The organism is Alteromonas sp. R7 (genome assembly GCF_055755235.1).
In genome coordinates this window covers 452,920-474,408 of record NZ_JBVTQX010000002.1, presented here as the reverse complement: position 1 = coordinate 474,408, position 21,489 = coordinate 452,920, and the positions used below count along the sequence as shown (strand labels likewise).

The following is a 21,489-nucleotide window of genomic DNA, read 5'->3' as shown; positions in this document are numbered from 1 at the left end:
TATCGTACTTTCGTTAATACATCATTTAAAAGGGTCGAATAATATTCGACCCTTTTTTATGCGCTAGGGAAAAGTACTTGAGGCAATAAGTCAGACACCGAGGCCATCTTTCCTTCTGCCTCTAACTGGTTCCAATAGCGTTTGGTTTCTAAAACCTCTTCCTTTATTGAAAGAAAGCAGTCGACCAATACGGGATCAAAGTGCTGGCCTGAACCTCGTTTAAGATGATCAAAAGCATCATCGTCAGCCCACGCTTTTTTATAAGGCCTTTTCATTGTAAGGGCGTCGAAAACATCGGCAATAGCTACTATACGTGCACTTTCAGGTATCGCCTCTTCCTTTAATCCTTGTGGGTAGCCTGTGCCATCCCACTTTTCGTGATGACATAAAGCAATCTCGGCTGCGAGGTTAAAGAGCGGGGTATCACATTGAGACAGTATTCTGTGCCCTATTTCAGCATGGGAGCGCATAACCTCCATTTCGCTCAAAGATAATCGCCGAGGTGCTTTTAATATTGCGTCTGCAATACCTATTTTGCCTGTGTCATGCATTGGAGCAGCTTGCGCGAGCAGGCACGCTTTTTCGAAAGGCCAACCGTGAGCCAGAGCAAGACATTGGCTGTAAGCTGCCATCCGCCAAATATGATGACCGGTGTCGGTATCATTGTAATGACCAGCGGCAGCTAGCATGCTGATTGCGCTTTGTTGGCTTTTACTTAGTTCCTTAGTACGCGCCGCTACAAGGTTTTCAGCCGTCCGCATTTGATGGGCTAAACTAATGTGGGTTTTAACGCGAGCGAGGGTGATACTAGGTGATACGGGTTTGGTTATGTAGTCTACTGCACCAAGTTTGAAACCTTTTTCTTCGTCCTCTCCTTGAGTTAAGGCTGTAACGAAAATAACAGGTATATGGCTAAGCGCCTCGTTAGCTTTGAGTTTTTTACATACCTCAAACCCGTCCATACCGGGCATCATTATATCTAACAATATAAGGTCGGGAGTAAACTGCTGGGTAATCTTAAGTGCTATTGTTCCCGAAGGCGCAACCTTTACATCATAGTAAGGGCCTAAAATGCCTAATAGAATATCGATATTTGCGGGCTCATCATCAACCACTAATATGCTAAACCTATGTGCTTCATTACGTTGATTATTCATCGGTAATATCGCCTATCAGTTGCGTAATAACCGCTTGAGCACTTTCGAAATCGTAAATGGTAGCAAGCTGTTTCAATCGGTTAATCTTATGTGCATAGACCGACTCGCTGTAATTGGCTGCCAATACGTTGATGTATTCAACCGCTTTCGCGTCATAAGATTGAAGCGCCTGCTCAACGTTGCGTAGGGTCGATAGCATGGAGGATTTATCTAGGTTAGTACCGCTTTGATGGATATTGTCGGTGTCGTTTTTATCGATAGTGTGAGCAATTAGGCGTAGCGTTGCATCTAGCTGAAACGATAAGTTTGTTACGTGTCTTGCATTAACAGCTTCATTTCTCTCTTGTGCTTCTATAAGAGGAAGTAGGGTTTGCTCAAGCGTTGTTGCGCCAATAAGCTGAGCATCTTCAAGCAGAGAGGTTAACAGTTTCGACGTGTTCGTCTGTGTATGAAAAATATCGAGCAAGTCAGACATAACACCACGCTGACTGTAGGTTTTATAAAACGTTAGCAGCGACGAGATAAACTGGCTCATTTCGTCCGGAGGGTTTATTTCAATGTAACCTGAATGTATGTGAATATCGATGGTATGAACGATTTCATCCGCGGTTGCGGGTTTGACCAAGTGCTGACACATACCGGCGGTAAGCGCGCTTTCAGAAGCCTCCCGAGACTCATCGGCACTAAGCGCAATAATTGGCGTATACCAATCTTTTTTCTGGGTAAGTTGTTCTGCAACTTCATAGCCCGATATACCGGGTAAGTAGCAATCCAAGAGTATAGCGTCAAATTTGCTCATTTCGCATAACGCAAGTGCCTGCTCACCTGATGAAGCAACAGCAACATTAATACCTAGATCAGAAAGTATTTGCTGGCTAATCTCTACACTAATTGCGTCGTCATCTACCACAAGCACATGTTTGTCTAAGAGGCGTCTGGTTCGCCATTTTCGACTTTCAAGGCCTTCTAGTGTCCGCTTACTGAGTGATAGTTGAGCTGGAGATAGTGTTGAAATAAGTTCTGTGTCGGTAAACGGAAGCTCAATGATATTTATATTTTGAACAAGGGCACTTCCCATTCGCTTTTGTACGTCTTGCTTGTTGAGGGGACTGATTAATGTTGTAAGGTTTAGCGACTGATATTCACCAAACTGCATGTGTTTAATGAAGCTATTCCAGCTTTGCTCATCATCTGGTAGAAATGCGATAGTTTGAGAGGCTTTACTCGGCAATAGCCCTTCAACCTGGTCGATTATTTGGCAGTGAATGTTATGTCTGTTTAATGTTGCCGCAAGTATTTCGCATCCTTGGCTCACGCTTTGGTGTGTTTGAATGCACAGTACATTATCGGGAACCGATACGGGAAGTTGAGGGCCTGTACCAGGGTCTTCATCAGAACAGACAGGCAATGCAAAGGAAAAACAGCTTCCCTTGTCTACCTCGCTTTCCAAGGTTAAGTCACCACCCATCAGTTCAACCAGACGCTTACATATCGCAAGGCCAAGGCCGGTTCCCCCATACTCTCTGGAAATGGATGCATCAGCCTGAACAAAGGCTTTGAAAAGTTTTGATTTTACATGCTCACTGATACCCATACCGGTATCGGAAACACTGAATGCTAATTGATTTTCGCGCTTTTCAACCGTCAGTATTACGTGGCCGCTGGCGGTAAATTTTATAGCATTACTTAAAAGGTTGAGCAGTACTTGGTATATCTTTTCGCTGTCGCCACGGCATTGCAAATTAGTATGGCACCGAATATCGAAAAGCAACTGAAGCTGTTTTTGTTGCGCCTTTACTTGAAAGACTTGAGCGAGTTTATCGATGGTTTTTGTTAAGGTGAAGGGCTCATCAACTATCTCTATTTTATCTGCTTCCACTTTAGAAAAATCGAGAATGCTATTCATCAGGTCTAACAATGCTGTAGAGCTACGCTGCACTTTTTCTAAATATTGCTGACGTTGCTCATTGTCGGTGGATTCTAGGGCAAGGTGAGTGAGGCCGATAATGGCGTTCATCGGTGTTCTTATTTCATGGCTCATTGTGGCAAGGAAGTCGCTTTTTGCCTTGTTAGCACTCTGGGCTTCGTCATACGCCTTTTGGAGTTTTTGTTCAATGGCTTTTTGGCCGCTTATGTCGTTGAATACGCCCACGTGTCCATCGGGCTTTCCTTCTTTATCGAGCAGAGGAACCGCAACAATAGATATGGGAAAAAGGCGGCCCCGTTTATCGGTGAAGAAGTCTTCATAAGACGTGTAAGACTGACCGCTTCGGATAGTGAGGTTAACTGGACATTGCTCTCTAGGAAGGAGGGTTCCATCTCCTTTTTGATAATGGACCGTGTCGTGGAAACGTCGGCCTTGTAATTCGTCAAGCGACCACCCTAATAATCGCGAGGCAGCGGGGTTGAGAAACTGTGTTGTACCTTCACCGTTTACGGCATACACACCCTCGCCGATACTATCAGTGATACTTCGATAGAACGCGCGCCCTTCGGAAAGTCTCGTCTCTAATCGCTTTTGTTCTGATATATCGGTGGCAATAGCAATTAGGTGGTCTACCCGCGGCGGTGACTTAATGACGGGAACCAGAGTGGCAAATACGTACCAAGGTTCGCCCAACTTAGTCAGACTATGTACTTCGCCTTGCCAGGTTTGGCCTTGAGATAGCGAAACAAAAATATCTGATTTTTCCTGCTCGGACATATTGGTAATATCGAATGCGGAGATATTTTCCCCAATTATCTCGTCAATTGAAAAACCAGATAGTTGGCTGCACTTGTCATTAGCGCTTAGAATTTTACCGTTTACGTCCATTGTCGCAACAATGCCGTGTTTATCCATGGCCTGCCGCTGTAAAAGCTGCGCGCTCATGTGAACTCTCCTACAACAATGTTGAATTGCAGGACAGAACGACGGCTAGTTTTGACAGACAATGTCATAAATTGCATATGTGCAACAAAAGTGAATGGGGTATAGATAAGTTATAGTCTGTACCGCGCTTATTTCCAATGAAATCAGATTATCCTTTGGTAGCAATAACCTGATTTTTCAATGGAAAACGCGTAAAACTACGTATTAAGCGCCGCGCTGAATGTGCGGCGCAAGTGGGGGAGTCATTAAGCCGAACGAAGCTCTCTACGTAGAATTTTTCCGACGGTAGATTTTGGTAGCTCGTCAAGTATCGTGATCGACTTAGGGATCTTGTAATTTGTGAGGTGCTGTTTACAAAAATCAATGACGTCTTGTGTCGATACATCGCTTGAAACAGTAATAAATGCACACACTCGCTCACCGGTCTTTTCATCGGGTTTACCCACAACTGCGGCTTCCATCACGCTAGGGTGAGTTGTGAGTACATCTTCAATCTCGTTTGGATAGACATTAAAGCCAGAGACAATAATCATATCTTTCAAACGATCTACAATTTTAATTGCCCCAGATTCGGTGCGAATGCCAATGTCCCCGGTTTTAAAGAAGCCATCTTGGGTCATGACTTTGGCAGTTTCGTCGTCTCGGTTCCAATAACCCAGCATAACCTGAGGTCCGCGAACTGCAATTTGCCCCGACTCACCATCGGCCACCGGCTTATCATGGCTATCCAGTAACGCAACTTCAGTGCCTTCTAGTTCGTGCCCCACCGTGCCAATCTCTTCTTTACCTGGAATGTTAAAAGATACAACTGGCGCAGTTTCTGATAGCCCATAGCCCTCGGTGATGGTGTTCCCGGTTACGTCTCGCCAAATAGATACTGCGGCTTGAGTAAGTGCGGTGCCGCCAGACATTGTGAGGTGTAATTTAGAAAAGTCTAACTTTGCAAATTCAGGGTGTCTCCCAAGACCAACAAACAAGGTGTTGATCCCCATGAATGCTGAAATTTTATGGGGCTTGAGTGTTTGAATGAAACCGTCGATATCCCGTGGATTGGGTATAAGAATTATCTGAGTACCTTTGGCAAAGAGCGCCATCATTCCAACCGTAAATGCATAAATATGATAAAGCGGTAATGGGCATACCAATACTTCTTCACCATCTTTGAAGCCCTCACCAATACGGTCGAGCATTTGGATGCAGTTAGCTAAAACGTTTTTATTACTTAAGGCTGCGCCCTTCGATACCCCAGTAGTACCACCGGTGTATTGCAACATGGCAAGTTCATCTAGAGCAATAGAAGGGCGTTCAAATGCAGGCAGTGTATTGCCTAGCTCCACTGCTTGTGTGAATGAAACCGTACCATCGAGATTTGGTGCAGTGTTAGGGTCTAAAAGCTCTGTTGCCGATGTGGTGATAACGGTTTCGATACTAGTATCATCTTTTATGCTAGTAAATTTGGGGAGCAAATCACCCAGAATAACCAGAGCTTTCGCGCCACTATCAGTGAACTGGTGCTTCATCTCGCGTTCGGTATAAAGCGGGTTTGTATTTACTACAACAAGGCCTGCGCGTAAGGCAGCATAAACAACAATAGGGTTTTGAATTAAATTAGGAAGTTGTATGGCGACTTTGGTACCAGGAGACAATTTAGCTTCGTGAACAAAGTAGCGGGCTAACGCTGATGACTTACGGTCTATCTCGGCAAATGTAAGTGTTTGTCCAAGCGCCGTATACGCTGGCCTGTCGGCAAATTTTTGCAAAACGCTTTCAATATAATCGGCTAAGCAGGTCACGTTATCAGGGTAAGTTATCATGTTGCTTGTTCCTAGTAGGGCAAAGTAAGTAGGGTGTTTATGCCTTACAGTAGCAAACTTAACTTTTCATTTACATCAGGGTTGGGTTATTTAGTATTATAATTTTTAGTTATCAATTGTTTGTAGAACTATTACTTAAGTAACTATATAGCCCACCAGCACAGATGCCTGCCATGCATTGTGCGGCAAGTCCTAAGGTAGTGCGAGCGCCTGCAATTAGGGTCACATTCAATATGGGCTGCATGGCAATGAGCATTAATAAGAACGACAGGCCTCCCGCTATTGTGAAAAGAATAAATCGGGTACGGTTGGAAGAGCCACTAGCATTTTGATTAAGACGTTTAACGATGAAATGTGTCGCCAAGAACGCCAATAATAAGGTAACAGCAATAATCACGCCGTAAGTAGGCAAAAGGCCTAGTGCATCTTGCCATATCATGAAAAACCAATCGCTTGGATTCATATCAACATCAATTCGAATGAGTCCGATTAAAACGGCACACGAGTGAAACGTACTTGCTAGTAGAAAGCCGACGGCCCATGATGGTAAAAAATGGAAAATAGTGCGTCGTATTAGGTTGTTCATTTTTGTAGTCCAAGATTTGTCGCACAGTGCATTAGAACAAAACTCAACAGGCCTCAAATGGTTTGAGCGTGGCAATAGGGTATACCATAGTATGTTAAGTAAAAGAGGACAATCACAATGAAGTCATGGCGTACGATGATCAGTTTACTGGCTTTTTCTTTATTGGGAGCTGCTTTGGCTCCTGCTTTTGCCGTAACTACTGCCTCTGAACTCACTCAAAAGCACGCATCTAATACTGAGCAACGTGAAGCAGGTAGCTCAAATCTAACGGCCTATGAAAATTTTGACCAGCATGTCATGACAGAAGATATCGCTACCTCACTGGCGTTTCCCAAGGCCTTAACGACGGTTATCGATAAGGCTCAGGCAAGCACCCATATATTGATAGTAACGCGAGATGGTGAGCTGGTAATTATTGACAATAAGGGGGAAAGTGCGCGGTTTTCTTTAATGCTCGATGACTTGTACACCAAAGGGCAAGGAGGCGTACTCGATCTTCTTATACCCTCGCAATTCCCTGAAGACAGAACCGTGTTGCTGAGTTATTCCAAGGGGAACGATAGTGCAAACCGTCTTGCCATAGTAAAAGGACAGCTTTCCCTTACTTCTGGCATTACTAACATTCAGCCAGTGTTAGCACTGGCACAAGCCAAAGACACGCCTGTGCACTACGGTGGGAAACTGCTTCAACTAGAGGGCAGTGCTTTACACACAAAACAGGGCTTTTTGGTTACGACAGGAGATGGCTTTGATTATCGCGAGCAAGCGCAAGTTATCAGTTCACAACTAGGAAAAGTGCTAGGGTTCACAATAGACGGCAAGCCGTTGGCCAACCCTCCTTTTCCTGATAACCCCTTTATATTTAGTATTGGACACCGCAATCCCCAAGGACTTGTAGAGGGGAGTGATGGCAACCTATTTTTGCATGAGCACGGCCCAGATGGCGGTGATGAAGTAAACCTTTTACAACAAGGCGCAAATTATGGTTGGCCAGTTGTTACACTAGGCAAAGACTATTCCGGCGCTAGAATTTCGCCTTTTTCGACCTATCCGGGTATGACTGGCCCCATTGTAGACTGGACACCTTCTATAGCGCCATCCTCCATGATCTACTATTCCCATGGGCGTTTCCCGATGCTAGCTAATACGTTACTTGTTACCAGTTTGAAAGCCAAAGCTTTATATGCAGTTAGAGCCGTATCGAACGAATATATCTCTACAAAAATTTTTGAGGGACCTGGGGAACGGCTGCGGGATATTGCGCTTGATCATCAAGGTAACCTGCTTCTTTTGACCGATGGTGAAAATGGAAGAGTGATCGAAGTATCGCCAAGAGGAAATTAGGCACAGAAAACATTAATAAATGAAATTTTGTTTCAAAATTGATGGTAATTTGTACTGGTAGCACCATAAATAAAATGAATGTCTGTCATAAGTGCAACACTATTATTTATCTTTATTGGTCAAACCATTCAAGCTAAATATCGTCATTGATTTCAGATGGTTTGCTTCTAAATGTATGAAATAATTGGCTTAATTTTTCTTTTAATTAAAAAGCGTTTTTCTAGTAAAAATGTAAGTGCTTTAACATAACGACAGTTTAGGCGGGTGAATACCTAACTGTTTACTTTCAGTCATTACGTAACCGCTAAAAATCGGTTAAAATATCCCTCATTTTTATATGCGTATAGCTAAGACCGACTTAACACTACGCCCAAGTAAAACTAAGACCGAGAGAACTATATGAGTTTGTATTCAGAATATCTGGCAGAGATCGAAACCCGTAAAACGGAACTAGGTCTTAACCCTAAGCCAATCGACAGTGCAGATCTGCTGTCTGAAATTATTGCTCAAATTAAAGATACAACAAACGAGCATCGCGAAGACTCTCTAAAATTCTTTATCTATAACACGCTTCCAGGTACTACACCTGCGGCGGGTGTTAAAGCACAATTCCTAAAAGAAATTGTACTTGGCGAAGAAAAAGTAGAAGAAATTACCCCTGAGTTTGCGCTTGAACTACTTTCACACATGAAAGGTGGTCCGTCTGTAGAAGTACTACTAGACCTAGCACTTTCTGATGACGAAGCGGTTGCTAAGCCTGCGGCAGAAGTATTGAAGACTCAAGTTTATCTATACGAAGCTGACACTGAGCGTCTTGAAAATGCATTCAAAGCTGGCAATGCTATTGCTAAAGACGTACTAGAAAGCTACGCAAAAGCTGAATTCTTTACCAAGCTTCCTGATGTTCCAGAGAAAATTGAAGTTGTGACTTACATCGCCGCTGAAGGTGATATCTCAACTGACCTTCTTTCTCCAGGTAACCAAGCGCACTCACGTGCCGACCGTGAACTTCACGGCCAGTGCATGATCTCTCCTGAAGCACAGCAAGAAATTGTTGAACTTGGTAAGAAGCACCCGAATGCTAAAGTGATGCTTATCGCTGAAAAAGGCACAATGGGTGTAGGTTCATCTCGTATGTCTGGTGTTAACAACGTTGCACTATGGGCAGGTGAGCCAACAAGCCCTTACATTCCATTTGTAAACAAAGCGCCAATTGTTGCTGGTACTAACGGTATTGCGCCTATCTTCCTTACTACTGTTGACGTAACCGGTGGTATTGGTCTTGACCTTAAGAACTGGGTTAAGAAAACTGATGAAAATGGTGAAATCGTTCGCGATGCAAACGGTGACCCAGTACTTGAAGAAGCGTACTCTGTAGCAACAGGTACTGTACTAACTATCGATACTAAGGCGAAGAAGCTTTACAATGGTTCAGAAGAACTTGCTGACGTATCTGCATCATTTACTCCTCAAAAAATGGAGTTCATGAAAGCCGGTGGTTCTTACGCAGTTGTATTCGGTAAGCAGCTACAGTCTTTCGCAGCACGTACTCTAGGTACAAAAGCGCCAGCCGTATATGCAGCGTCGAAAGAAGTGTCTCACGAAGGCCAAGGCCTAACAGCGGTTGAAAAAATCTTTAACCGTAATGCAGTTGGCGTAAATTCAGATGCTCCGCTTCACGCTGGTTCTGACGTGCGCGTTAAAGTAAACATTGTAGGTTCTCAGGATACGACTGGCCCAATGACGTGCCAAGAGCTTGAGTCAATGGCCGCTTCAACGATTTCTCCTGTTGTAGATGGTGCTTACCAGTCTGGTTGTCACACGGCATCAGTATGGGACAAAAAAGCACAAGCTAACATTCCTAAGCTTATGTCGTTCATGAACAACTTTGGTGTAATCACTGCACGTGATCCTAAAGGCGTTTACCATGCAATGACTGACGTTATTCACAAAGTGCTTAACGACATTACAGTAGACGATCGTGCCATTATCATCGGTGGTGATTCGCACACGCGTATGTCTAAAGGTGTAGCATTCGGTGCCGACTCAGGTACGGTAGCACTAGCACTTGCAACGGGTGAAGCGGCAATGCCAATCCCTGAGTCTGTGAAAGTTACTTTTAAAGGTAGCATGAAAGAGCACATGGACTTCCGTGACGTGGTTCACGCGACTCAAGCGCAAATGCTTAAGCAATTCTCTGGCGAGAACGTGTTCCAAGGTCGTGTAATTGAAGTTCAAATTGGTACTCTATTGGCTGACCAAGCATTCACATTCACTGACTGGTCTGCAGAAATGAAGGCGAAAGCATCAATCTGTATCTCAAATGACGAGACAATGATTGCGTCGCTTGAACTTGCTAAGAGCCGTATCCAAATCATGATCGACAAGGGCATGGACAACGAAGCGAACATGCTTCAAGGCCTAATTGACCTAGCTGATAAGCGTATTGCTGAAATCAAGTCTGGTGAAGAGCCAGCGCTTGCGCCAGATGACAACGCGAAGTACTACGCAGAAGTGGTTATCGATCTAGATCAAATCGACGAGCCAATGATTGCTGACCCAGACGTAAACAACGAAGACGTATCTAAGCGTTATACCCACGACGTTATCCGTCCAGTTTCTTACTACGATGGTAAGCCAGTAGACCTAGGTTTCGTTGGTTCTTGTATGGTGCACAAAGGCGACATGCAAATCATCGCACAAATGCTGCGTAATCTAGAAAAGCTTAACGGTTCTGTTGAATTCAAAGCGCCCCTAGTTGTAGCTCCACCTACATATAACATCGTTGACGAGCTTAAAGCGGAAGGCGATTGGGACGTTCTAGCTAAATATGCAGGCTTCCAGTTCGATGATGCTAAGCCTAAAGAAGCGGCGCGTACTAAGTACGACAACATTCTTTACCTAGAGCGTCCTGGATGTAACCTATGTATGGGTAACCAAGAAAAGGCTGAGCCAGGCGACACAGTTATCGCGACATCTACACGTCTTTTCCAAGGTCGTGTTGTAGCTGACTCTGCTGAGAAGAAAGGTGAATCACTACTAGGCTCTACGCCGTTAGTAGTACTTTCAACGGTTCTTGGTCGTTTCCCAACGACAGAAGAGTACAAGCAAGCAGTTGCAGGCATTGACCTAACTAAGTTTGCTCCACCTTCTGAAGACTTGGCAGTTAAGCCTAAGTTCGAAGCAGATGTAGCCGTTAAGCGCGTATAAGTACTTAACGCTTTCAAACGCATTTAAAAGCCCCAACCTCGGTTGGGGCTTTTTTGTACCCGAAATAATGGGGTCAGAGTACATTAATAGTGTAATGATCCCAGCGATAGCCAACTTGAATAATGGGGTCAGAGTACATTAGTACGGTTGTAGAGCTAGCGGTAAACAGCTAGAAAAGTACTCTGACCCCATTATTTTTATGCAGAGTTGTTGTTTGGTACTTATACTGAGTTATTAGTCATTTAATAATGCTTAGAAACTCTAATGCCAAAGCAGTACCCTACAAAGCCTGAATCATTTGGCGAAGTCACATCGGCCTTGCAAAAAGCTGGCTTCAAAATTCTGCTGGTTTTTTCTTTACTCATCTTAGCGGTAATCGTCATAGCCCAACCCCAAAATGTGTATGTGGCAGTATTTTTCGGCCTGTCTTGGTGTGCAATTTCGGTAGCGGGAATTATCTTTTCTAACTATAAAGACCCTTTGGCGAAATTGTGGGCAATACTCACCATTCCCGTCGCGCCTTACCTTGTAATAAGCAATGGGCTCATGCCCGCAACCTTAGTTCCAATTGCTACTATTTTTCCCATTTTACTGCTTTCTAATGGTTGGCGAATAAGTGCAATGGTAGTACTCGCATGCTGTACTTTTCTTGTGCCGTTTTACGAAGGGGATTATGACAAGGGCCTTTGGCTAAGGCTTTGTGTGACCAACCTTGTTGTGTCCCTTCTTATCTATGCTCTAGCGAGCCAATTAGAGAAAGCCCTTGTAGAGAGTAAAAACAAAACTCTTGAGCTAAACAGGGCGCTTGCAAGCGAAAAGCAAGCGTCGGCTGCACAATCACGATTCCTCGCCACTATGTCACACGAGATTCGCACGCCATTAAACGGTATTTTGGGATTGACCGATGTAGTGCTTTCTCATGATATTTCGGAAAGTGCACGGCCTAACCTCGAGAAGATTCAGCGTTCAGGACTCTCGCTAAACCGCATTTTGAACGACATATTAGATCTCTCCAAATTGAATGCGGGAAAACTTGCGCTGGAGATCATTCCCTTTGACCTAAAAAGTACTGCCAAAGATTGCGTGGCGTTTTATGCACAATTGGCGCAGAACAAAGGTATCTCACTGAGAATAGAAGTAGATAAAACATTAAATACTTGTGTTGTAGGGGACGCAACGCGCCTTTCTCAAGTGTTAAACAACCTAGTGAGCAACGCGATAAAGTTTACGCATCAGGGCAGTGTCACTTTAGGGCTATCGAAAGGTGAAGCGTCAAAGACCCATCAATTTGTCAGATTTTCAGTTAAGGATACGGGGGACGGGATTGATGCTTCTGAACAAGAGCGCGTATTCGATGCATTTACACAAGCCAACAGCAGCATTAATCGAATGCACGGGGGAACGGGACTTGGTTTACAGATAGTAAAAAGCTTGGTTGAAGCTATGGGCGGCACGGTTTATCTAAAAAGCGCGGTAGGTCAGGGGAGTGAATTTTATTTCGAGCTACCGTTTGAAATTGCAGATAGTGTAATTGGCGCTAAAGAACAGGAAAGCACACCGTCTTTCTCAAAACTTACTGTTTTGGTTGCAGAAGATAACGACATTAACCAGGTCGTAGCAAAATCATTGTTAGAAGACACAGGATTGAAAGTTGCGCTTGCTAATAACGGTAACGAAGCAGTAGAGATTGCACTAAAGCAGCATTTCGACCTTATATTGATGGACTTACACATGCCTGAAATGAACGGCTCTGAAGCCGCTTTAGCGTTGCGAAAAGCTAACATCACTATTCCTATTATCGCGTTCACTGCTGCGGTGGTTGCCGAAGAAATAGATAAAGCGTTAGCATCCGGGATGAATGGATATCTCACAAAACCAGTCAATAAAACGGAACTACACGCTGTGCTAACTAAATACTTGGGCGGAGAAATGTCTACAGAAAGTTCCTGTATTGCTAAAGGGGAATATACAGAGTAATGTGGCTATGAAATTGTCATTAATCCGAATAAACCCCTGTTATACAATAGATAATAATAAAAGTTCGCTTGGCCCAATCAAGTAAATAGTATTACTGCGAAAAGCAAAGCGTCTTATAAAAGGATTTAAGTTTGAAGTCACAAATACATATTATAATTGCCCTGCTATTTCTTGCTTTCACGAGCCTTCCGGCTAACAGCGAAACAGGCAGCGACAGCCAGCGTTACGAATTGAAAGTAGAGAAACTCCAGTCTAAAGTGCTAAACGAGCAACGAGAAGTGGTTGTTCAGCTTCCAAAAGGCTACGCCGAAAACCCCGACAAGAAATACCCCGTTATTTATCGTCTAGATGGTTCGGGAAATCTTACTATGATGAATGCAGTGCTAGAATCGCTGCAATCTCAGAATGCTGCTCCGGAAGTCATCATAGTCGCCATTGAAAATACCGACCGACTTCGCGATTTATATCCCACGGCAAATGAAGATCCAAACGGGCCTGTAGGCTATGGCGGTGGCGGTGCAAACTTTCTTTCCTTTATAACCACTGAGCTTATGCCGATGGTAGAGAAGAAATATCGCGTGCATGACTTTCGAGTGATAGAGGGTGCATCAGCCGGAGGCGTATTCGCGTTGTACGCACTTACCCAGAAGCCTGAACTTTTTAACGCCGCGCTGACTTACAGTGCTGCGGTGTGGTGGAACTATGGCGCATCTGCAAAAAGTACGGTTGCATTCTTAAAATCTGCCAATCAATTAGACCACTTCATTTACACGTCTATCGGCAATGAAGGCGCGCCCATGCGCCCGTATTATAACGATATGATTTCTGGAATGCGGGCAAATCAACCTGCCGGATTAAGATGGGAGAACGAAGCCTACGAGGGAGTTACCCACAATTTGGTCTCAGCTGCGTCAACTTTCAGCGCTTACCATCATTTGTTCTTATCAGCTTATTTAAGGCCACAGCAGTTCAGTGGAGATATTAAAAGTATTAAAGACTATTACGCCCGTGTTTCAAAGCAGCGAGGCGAGAAACTCGACGCGCCGGAATGGGTTATTCGCGAGTTAGGTTATCACTATGTGGGTGAACAAAACTACGACAAAGCCATCGCCTTGTTTAAATACGATATTGCTGAGTATCCTCAAACGCCTGACGCATATAATGGCTTAGCTTATGGTTATGAGCAGATGGGCGAGTACAAAAAAGCGCTGGAAAGCGTGAACCAAGCTTTAGCACTTTCCTCGTCTGAGCACGATGGCCATCAGGTTTATGTTAATAGACAAAAACGCTTGCAGTCTTTATTGAAGGATTAAGTTATCTTGAACCATAAAAGCACAGTTAAACACGTAAACTGGATCGCCACTGCGGTTTGTATGGTCGGAATCACCTTGGGAACGAGCGGGTGCAGTACCGTCACGACGGGACAAACCGATCGCTGTATTGAGCAAGCTAATAACGCAGATGTTCATGGGGTGTACACCGCCGACGAGCAGCTAAATGCTTGCTTGGAAACTTACAAACTGCGACGTGATAAAGAAAGAACGGCAGGTGAAGCGTTTGCTGAAGACGTGCTGATCTCAGTTATTGATATTATTACCGACTAGAGCAGCTTCGATTAAGCGAAAAAACCTTCCTACGTACAGTTATAAAAGCAAAGAAGGCAGAGTAATTTACTCTGCCTTCTTTGTATTTGCTTCTCTATTAAAAGCATAAAAGCAAGCAAAGGTTAACACGTTATAGGAAGAGCCGATGCGAAATTTTTTGACTGCTGTATATGTACTTTCAATCACCGCCATAGCTAACGTTAATGCTAATCACATGCTCGTTACTGTCGAAGAGCTGCAGCTTGCTAAGCAATACGATCAAAGTCGCACTGATATTAACGTAGCTGACTATTGGGTTAGTGAGAAGCTAGACGGTATTCGCGCAAGATGGAACGGTACTGAACTACTTACCCGTAATGGGAACAAGATATTCGCGCCAACATGGTTCACCGCCAACTGGCCAGAAACCACTATTGACGGCGAACTTTGGATAGGAAGAGGGGAGTTTGAACGTACAGCTTCTATTGTGCTTTCAACGATGACAAACATCGAGCTGCATTCTGTCGCTAACGCTTCATCTAGCACAGTGTCTTCAGCAGACACTGTAGCCGCAGCAAATTCTCTATCTGCAAAACGCTGGGCCAAAGTTAGATTTATGGCCTTTGACATGCCTATGATGGGTGAGCCCTTTGGTCGGCGACTCAACATGCTTAACAGCCTAAGTAAATCTACACCTAATCCAACGTTTGCAGTTATCCCTCAATTTAAGCTTACGTCTATTGCTTCACTTGATGAAAAGCTGGAGCAAGTAACCCAGGAAGGCGGAGAAGGGTTAATGCTTCATCATGAACAAGCGCTGTACACATCCGGGCGAAGTGACATGTTGCTCAAAGTAAAACGCTTTGAAGATGCAGAAGGGAAAGTACTGGCATTGCTTCCGGGAAAAGGACGATTTAAGGGAATGATGGGCTCGCTTCTTGTAGAAACGCGAGAAGGCATTCAATTTAAATTAGGAACGGGCTTTTCAGAAAATGAGCGCCAATCTCCACCCGCTATCGGTAGCTGGGTAACCTTTAAGTACTACGGCTTAACTAAAAATGGAAAGCCAAAGTTTGCAAGCTATCTTCGCACCAGACCTCAGACAGACTTGCCCAATTAACACTTACTTACTGCCAGTATAGTCACAATGAACTGCCTCTCACTTACTGTTGTTATACCAATCCGCATGGATAAGTGCCCACTCAGAAGGCGCTGGCAAGTTTCCTAGCAAAGCGTGGGAATGCAGGAATGGTTGTTCCCTTTCAAATTCCCAGAATGAAGCTAGGAAGCTTGCCAGACCTTCCCGAAGGGCGAGTTTTAAATGTCCGTACTCTTTATTGTGTCACCTTGATGTAGAACCACTATACCTGCGGTAACACGCCGCGATTACGAACATTTTAACTCTCGCTGAGTGGGTAATTATCTATGCGGACTGGTGTTAATCGTTTACGGTTTGCTTCAATTGAAGAAGCATCGTGTACAGCTAACCCCTTGTCTTTAAGTCATAAAGCCCTATAACTTTACTACATGTTAATTGCTAAAATGACTTTGCTTATTTCTTTTTAATCGCTTTTGTCGTTTAAAAGTAATGGTATGAATAGCGATTATAAGTGAATTAAAAGGGCGCTAAATTTAAAAAATGAGCCCGTGAAGTTATACTGTTGATGATTTATTAAACACACCTTGCGTCAAGTGCGTACAAGACCGTTTACTCCCATTGCGCAAGCTAACTTAGAGGAAGAGACTGTGTTACAAGACTATCGCAATCACGTTGAAGAACGTGCCGCTCAAAATATTCCACCTAAACCGCTTAACGCTGAACAGGTAGCTGGCCTGGTTGATTTATTAAAGAACCCGCCAGCAGGCGAAGGGGAGTTTCTTTTAGAACTGCTGTCAGAACGTGTACCGCCTGGGGTTGATGAGGCAGCTTACGTTAAAGCTGGGTTTTTAAGTGCAATCGCAAAAGGTGAAGACAGTTGTGAGCTTATCTCTAAAGAGAAAGCCGTTGAACTGCTAGGAAATATGCACGGTGGCTACAACATTGCCACTTTAGTGGAGCTACTTGATGATAACGCGCTTGCGCCGTTGGCAGCGAAAGAGCTGAAACATACTCTTTTAATGTTTGACGCTTATCACGATGTGGAAGAAAAGCACAAAGCGGGTAACGAGCATGCCACTGACATCATTAAATCTTGGGCTGAAGGTGAGTGGTTCACGTCGCGCAAGTTAATGGACGATAAAATCACTTACACCGTGTTTAAAGTAACAGGTGAAACGAATACTGATGATTTGTCGCCAGCCCCTGACGCATGGTCTCGCCCAGATATTCCTCTGCACGCCCTGGCAGCTTACAAGATGCCCCGCGAAGGTTTAGAGCCAGAAGAACCTGGTGTTAAAGGCCCAATGGCGCAAATAGAAGAAGTCAAAAGTAAGGGGTATCCCGTAGCGTTTGTCGGTGATGTAGTTGGAACCGGCTCGTCACGCAAGTCGGCAACTAACTCTGTATTGTGGTTCTTTGGTGAAGACTTACCGGGTGTGCCTAATAAACGAGGCGGCGGTGTGTGCATTGGTTCAAAAGTCGCGCCTATCTTCTTTAACACCATGGAAGATGCCGGTGCATTGGTGTTTGAAGCCGATGTGGAAAAAATGAACATGGGTGATGTGATAGACATCTATCCGTTTGAAGGCAAAATCACCAACCATGAAACCGGTGAACTTCTTGCAGAATACAGCTATAAGTCGAAGGTGATTCTGGATGAAGTGCGCGCAGGTGGACGTATCAACCTGATTATTGGCCGTGGCCTTACCGAGAAGGCGCGTGAGACACTAGGTTTAGGCCCAACGGATTTATTCCGTACGCCTGAACAGCCAAAAGACAGCGGCGCGGGTTTCTCGTTAGCGCAGAAAATGGTGGGTAAGGCGTGCGGTGTCGACGGTATTCGCCCAGGCACCTACTGCGAACCTAAAATGACAACCGTGGGCTCGCAAGATACCACAGGGCCAATGACCCGCGATGAGCTTAAAGACCTAGCCTGTCTTGGCTTTACTGCCGATTTAACCATGCAGTCATTCTGTCACACCGCCGCTTACCCAAAGCCGGTGGATATAGAAACGCAGCACACGCTGCCTGATTTTATAATGAACCGCGGTGGCGTATCGCTTCGTCCTGGTGACGGCATTATACACAGCTGGTTAAACCGCATGCTGCTGCCTGACACAGTAGGCACGGGTGGTGACTCGCATACTCGTTTCCCATTGGGTATTTCATTTCCTGCGGGTTCAGGTCTGGTCGCGTTCGCTGCGGCTACTGGCGTTATGCCGCTAGATATGCCCGAGTCGGTACTAGTGCGATTTAAGGGAGAAATGCAGCCGGGCATTACGCTACGCGACCTAGTACACGCCATTCCGCTGTACGCCATCAAACAAGGCCTATTAACGGTCGAGAAAAAAGGCAAGATCAACGCCTTCTCTGGCCGTATTTTAGAAATCGAAGGACTAGAGAACTTAACCGTAGAACAGGCGTTCGAGCTTTCTGACGCATCGGCGGAGCGTTCAGCAGCCGGTTGTACTATCAACTTATCTGAAACGTCGATTGCTGAATACCTGCGTTCAAACATTACCATGCTACGCTGGATGATTAACGAAGGTTATGGCGACCCTCGTACGCTAGAGCGTCGCGCGCAGAAAATGGAAGAATGGTTAGCTAACCCAGAGTTGATGCGCGCCGATGCAGATGCTGAGTACGCTGAGGTAATCGAAATTGACCTTAACGATATTAAAGAGCCAATTGTGTGCTGCCCTAATGATCCTGACGATGCGAAAACCTTATCTGACGTTGCAGGCGATAAGGTAGACGAGGTCTTCATTGGTTCATGTATGACAAACATTGGTCACTTCCGCGCAGCCGGTAAGCTACTTGAGCAATACAACAAAACACTGCCAACCCGTTTATGGATGTCACCACCGACTAAGATGGACAAAGCCCAGTTAATGGAAGAGGGCTATTACAATATTTATGGTCGCGTAGGCGTACGTACAGAAATGCCCGGCTGCTCACTATGTATGGGTAACCAAGCACGGGTGGATGCGGGCACAACGGTGCTTTCCACGTCTACTCGAAACTTCCCTAACCGCTTGGGCGATGGGGCAAATGTTTATTTGACTTCAGCCGAGCTTGCTGCGGTGGGTGCCATTGTTGGGCGCATTCCAACTGCTGAAGAGTACATGGAATACGCTAGCAAAATTAACGCAATGTCGGGTGAAGTATTCCGCTACTTAAACTTCGACAAAATGCCTAGCTTTAAAAAGGCTGAGGAAGAAGCAAAAGCGCGCATTATTCCAACATTGAATGTTGCTTAAAATAGTGTATAAACTACAAAGCCGGTGACCGTTAAGGTGACCGGCTTTTTTTATGGCGAAAAGGAATGTCTAATGGGAAAATCTTTCTTTATTGTTGCTGCACTTGTATTAACCTTAGGGTGTGCAAAAGCGCAGGTTGACCCTGTATCGTCGCTGAATTCAGTGGACTTTGAATCCATTACACTTGAGATTGGCGGCAAGCACTATGAAGTTGAGTATGCCAAAACCTTTGAACAACGCGCACAGGGTCTTATGTTTCGCAAAGCCTTGTGTGAAGACTGCGGTATGTTTTTTAAGTTTTCTAGCCCAAAGTTTGCGGGCATGTGGATGAAAAATACCTTTGTTCCTCTAGACGTAGCATTTATCGACAGAAAAGGCGTAATAACGGATATAAAACCTCTCACTCCGCATAGTTTGGAGTCGGTCGGATCATCGAAAGAGGTACTTTACGCGTTGGAAATGAACCAAGGGTGGTTTGCCGAGAATAATATTAAAGTAGGCGACCAAATAACGATTGATTAACCGCGCAAAAGGCGCGGTTGCTGCTAGCGAAATGCTAGTTTTATTCTGGAGTTAAATATAGTGACAAATGCCTTATCGATAGCTAAGTTCGGTGGAACTAGCGTTGCGAATTACGAAGTAATGCAAAACTGCGCCCGAATTGTTGCCGGTAATGACAAAACGCGCATTGTGGTAGTGAGCGCTGCGGCAGGTGTAACCAATCACCTGGTAAGCTTAGCGCACACACCTATGACGCAACAGCAAATTGAAGAGACCTGTCAGGCCATTATCAATATTGAGCTTGCCATTCTTAACAAGTTGAAAGATAAAGACACGGTTGAGCCAAAACTCAACGACTTGTTAGATGAAATGCGAAGCTTAGCGTTTCATGAAGAAATCCTTCACCGTGATGATTTAAAAGATCAGCTGCTTTCAATGGGTGAGCGGATGTCATCGCTGATGTTCTCTTCAGTGCTTGCAGAGCAGGGCGTAAAAACCATGAACTTTGACGTACGTAAGGTGTTACGTACGGACAGTGAGTTTGGAGAAGGTGCGCCGCAAATCGAAGAAATCGAAAAGCTGTCTAAACAATTGCTGGCACCTGAAATTAAAGACGCGATAGTGGTTACTCAAGGCTTTGTTGGTGCTGACGAGGAAGGCCGTACTACAACGCTAGGTCGTGGTGGTTCAGATTTTACGGCGGCGCTACTTGCTGAAGCGCTTGATGCCGAATCGTGTGAGATTTGGACTGATGTAACAGGGGTGTACACAACTGACCCGCGCATCACGCCAGCTGCTCATCCGTTACCTGAACTCAGCTTTGAAGAAGCGGCGGAAATGGCCACCTTTGGTGCCAAGGTACTACATCCTGCCACTATGGAGCCTGCGCTTCGCAAGGACATAAAGGTGTTTGTAGGCTCTAGTAAGGAGCCAGAAAAGGGCGGTACTTGGATTGTGCGTGATTGTGAGCACGAACCACCGTATCGCGCTATTACTCGCCGTAAAGAGCAGGTAATGGTGACAGTGAAAACACCTAAGATGATGTATGCGCAAGGCTTCCTACAGCAGGTATTTGCCATCATCGCTAAGCACAAGCTAAGTGTTGATTTGGTTACCACGTCAGAAATCTCGGTATCTTTTACCCTTGATAACCCTGCAAACTCTGTGGCTCAGCGACTAAACAAAGAAACCATTGCTGAACTTGAAACTATCTGTGATGTGAAAGTAGAAAAAGGTTACGACCTTGTCACGGTTGTAGGTAACAACATGCAAACCGCTGTTGGTGTTTCTAGCAAGATTTTAGCTGCGGTTTCAGATTTCAACCTGCGTATGATTTGCTTTGGCGCCAACCCGCACAACCTATCGTTCTTGGTTAACGAGACCGACAGTGACGACGTGGTTCGCAAGCTTCACACGGCGTTATTTGAATAAGCACCTAATGTGCTGAATGACCCCAAAAAACGGTCGCCTTAAAGGCGGCCGTTTTTATTTCACATCAGTTTGTAGATGATTTCAAAATGTCGACCGGTACAATGATTTCGTGACGTTTATTCCACGGTAGGGTGAAAGGCGAGTCGTAGCCCATATAGCTAGGTTCACCATCAAGCTCAATATTATTGTCCCTAAGGGCTTTAAGCAGTTTATTCGTATACTGCTTCTTATCGCTGTCCTTGTTGAAACCTGAATAACGAATAGCGGCTACCGTTCTCGCTGGTACAGTAACCAGCGATACATCTTTGTGCGTAGGCACAGGAGCGCTTTTAATGTCATATTTGCTGGGCAAGAAAAACATCATTGTTTCTGAAGATGAGACTTCGACAGGAGAGGTCATTGCAATTTCTTGAGAGCGCTTTCCAACTTCTACGGGGGACGTCATTGACACATTGCTACTGGATGTATTCTCACCAGAGATATAATTAAAGAGTAGCTGAAATGCTCCGTTATCTTCATTCCCACTAGACATTACGCCTAACGCTTCATTGTAATGCCTCACTTCAATATCTTCATCAAGGGTCTCGATAATGGAATAGGGAAGGGTTTCTGTATCTTTGTAATATGATGGCTCAGCCTGGATCATTGTTGACAC

General features: G+C 44.8%; 14 protein-coding genes. 9 read left to right on the top strand and 5 right to left on the bottom strand.

The window, feature by feature from the left end:
* Positions 1-56: 56 nt before the first annotated feature.
* The 4 genes from AC0J2X_RS04885 to AC0J2X_RS04870 all read right to left on the bottom strand — a co-directional run bounded on the left by AC0J2X_RS04885 (position 57) and on the right by AC0J2X_RS04870 (position 6,429).
* Complete coding sequence (locus AC0J2X_RS04885; protein ID WP_014997336.1) at positions 57-1,157, bottom strand: response regulator; 1,101 nt, start codon at positions 1,155-1,157, stop codon at positions 57-59.
* Positions 1,150-4,029 (bottom strand): PAS domain-containing hybrid sensor histidine kinase/response regulator, encoded by a 2,880-nt coding sequence (locus AC0J2X_RS04880; RefSeq protein WP_156077911.1) that lies wholly within the window; start codon positions 4,027-4,029, stop codon positions 1,150-1,152. The genes AC0J2X_RS04885 and AC0J2X_RS04880 overlap by 8 nt, the downstream gene beginning before the upstream one ends.
* A gap of 245 nt (positions 4,030-4,274) precedes the next feature.
* Complete coding sequence (locus AC0J2X_RS04875) at positions 4,275-5,843, bottom strand: AMP-binding protein (protein ID WP_014948293.1); 1,569 nt, start codon at positions 5,841-5,843, stop codon at positions 4,275-4,277.
* 112 nt (positions 5,844-5,955) lie between these two features.
* Positions 5,956-6,429 carry a hypothetical protein gene (locus AC0J2X_RS04870; protein WP_231513038.1) on the bottom strand — a complete coding sequence of 158 codons (474 nt, stop codon included), beginning with the start codon at positions 6,427-6,429 and terminating at the stop codon, positions 5,956-5,958.
* A 117-nt stretch (positions 6,430-6,546) separates the two neighbouring features.
* Here AC0J2X_RS04870 and AC0J2X_RS04865 point away from each other — a divergent pair, with 117 nt between their 5' ends.
* The 9 genes from AC0J2X_RS04865 (at position 6,547) to lysC (ending at position 20,834) form a co-directional block, all read left to right on the top strand.
* On the top strand, positions 6,547-7,773 hold the full coding sequence (locus AC0J2X_RS04865; protein ID WP_156077912.1) for a PQQ-dependent sugar dehydrogenase: 1,227 nt from the start codon (positions 6,547-6,549) through the stop codon (positions 7,771-7,773).
* A gap of 399 nt (positions 7,774-8,172) precedes the next feature.
* Positions 8,173-10,983 (top strand): bifunctional aconitate hydratase 2/2-methylisocitrate dehydratase, encoded by a 2,811-nt coding sequence (locus tag AC0J2X_RS04860; RefSeq protein WP_014948296.1) that lies wholly within the window; start codon positions 8,173-8,175, stop codon positions 10,981-10,983.
* Between the two features lie 264 nt (positions 10,984-11,247).
* Positions 11,248-12,960, top strand: a complete 1,713-nt coding sequence (locus AC0J2X_RS04855) for an ATP-binding protein (protein WP_156077913.1) — start codon at positions 11,248-11,250, stop codon at positions 12,958-12,960.
* A gap of 131 nt (positions 12,961-13,091) precedes the next feature.
* Positions 13,092-14,273, top strand: coding sequence for an alpha/beta hydrolase-fold protein (locus AC0J2X_RS04850; protein WP_014975690.1), 1,182 nt, complete (start codon positions 13,092-13,094; stop codon positions 14,271-14,273).
* Positions 14,274-14,279: 6 nt separating this feature from the next.
* Positions 14,280-14,564: a hypothetical protein gene (locus tag AC0J2X_RS04845; RefSeq protein WP_039224537.1), complete on the top strand. Its 285-nt coding sequence runs from the start codon at positions 14,280-14,282 to the stop codon at positions 14,562-14,564.
* A 145-nt stretch (positions 14,565-14,709) separates the two neighbouring features.
* Positions 14,710-15,663, top strand: a complete 954-nt coding sequence (locus tag AC0J2X_RS04840; protein ID WP_156077914.1) for a DNA ligase — start codon at positions 14,710-14,712, stop codon at positions 15,661-15,663.
* A 626-nt stretch (positions 15,664-16,289) separates the two neighbouring features.
* Positions 16,290-18,902 (top strand): bifunctional aconitate hydratase 2/2-methylisocitrate dehydratase, encoded by a 2,613-nt coding sequence (acnB, locus tag AC0J2X_RS04835; RefSeq protein WP_156077915.1) that lies wholly within the window; start codon positions 16,290-16,292, stop codon positions 18,900-18,902.
* Positions 18,903-18,974: 72 nt separating this feature from the next.
* On the top strand, positions 18,975-19,424 hold the full coding sequence (locus AC0J2X_RS04830) for a DUF192 domain-containing protein (RefSeq protein WP_014948302.1): 450 nt from the start codon (positions 18,975-18,977) through the stop codon (positions 19,422-19,424).
* Positions 19,425-19,484: 60 nt separating this feature from the next.
* Positions 19,485-20,834 (top strand): lysine-sensitive aspartokinase 3, encoded by a 1,350-nt coding sequence (lysC, locus tag AC0J2X_RS04825; protein WP_014978350.1) that lies wholly within the window; start codon positions 19,485-19,487, stop codon positions 20,832-20,834.
* Positions 20,835-20,898: 64 nt separating this feature from the next.
* Here the strand turns inward: lysC and AC0J2X_RS04820 are convergent, their stop codons facing one another.
* The gene (locus AC0J2X_RS04820; RefSeq protein ID WP_014975692.1) at positions 20,899-21,480 is read right to left on the bottom strand and encodes an SOUL family heme-binding protein; all 582 of its coding nucleotides are present in this window, start codon (positions 21,478-21,480) and stop codon (positions 20,899-20,901) included.
* Positions 21,481-21,489: the final 9 nt, after the last annotated feature.

What these genes read in the sequence shown, in the direction of transcription:
- AC0J2X_RS04885 (WP_014997336.1), bottom strand. Translation starts at nt 1,157, where the DNA reads ATGAATAATCAACGTAATGAAGCACATAGGTTTAGCATATTAGTGGTT.
- AC0J2X_RS04880 (WP_156077911.1), bottom strand. Translation starts at nt 4,029, where the DNA reads ATGAGCGCGCAGCTTTTACAGCGGCAGGCCATGGATAAACACGGCATT.
- AC0J2X_RS04875 (WP_014948293.1), bottom strand. Translation starts at nt 5,843, where the DNA reads ATGATAACTTACCCTGATAACGTGACCTGCTTAGCCGATTATATTGAA.
- AC0J2X_RS04870 (WP_231513038.1), bottom strand. Translation starts at nt 6,429, where the DNA reads ATGAACAACCTAATACGACGCACTATTTTCCATTTTTTACCATCATGG.
- AC0J2X_RS04865 (WP_156077912.1), top strand. Translation starts at nt 6,547, where the DNA reads ATGAAGTCATGGCGTACGATGATCAGTTTACTGGCTTTTTCTTTATTG.
- AC0J2X_RS04860 (WP_014948296.1), top strand. Translation starts at nt 8,173, where the DNA reads ATGAGTTTGTATTCAGAATATCTGGCAGAGATCGAAACCCGTAAAACG.
- AC0J2X_RS04855 (WP_156077913.1), top strand. Translation starts at nt 11,248, where the DNA reads ATGCCAAAGCAGTACCCTACAAAGCCTGAATCATTTGGCGAAGTCACA.
- AC0J2X_RS04840 (WP_156077914.1), top strand. Translation starts at nt 14,710, where the DNA reads ATGCGAAATTTTTTGACTGCTGTATATGTACTTTCAATCACCGCCATA.
- AC0J2X_RS04830 (WP_014948302.1), top strand. Translation starts at nt 18,975, where the DNA reads ATGGGAAAATCTTTCTTTATTGTTGCTGCACTTGTATTAACCTTAGGG.
- AC0J2X_RS04820 (WP_014975692.1), bottom strand. Translation starts at nt 21,480, where the DNA reads ATGATCCAGGCTGAGCCATCATATTACAAAGATACAGAAACCCTTCCC.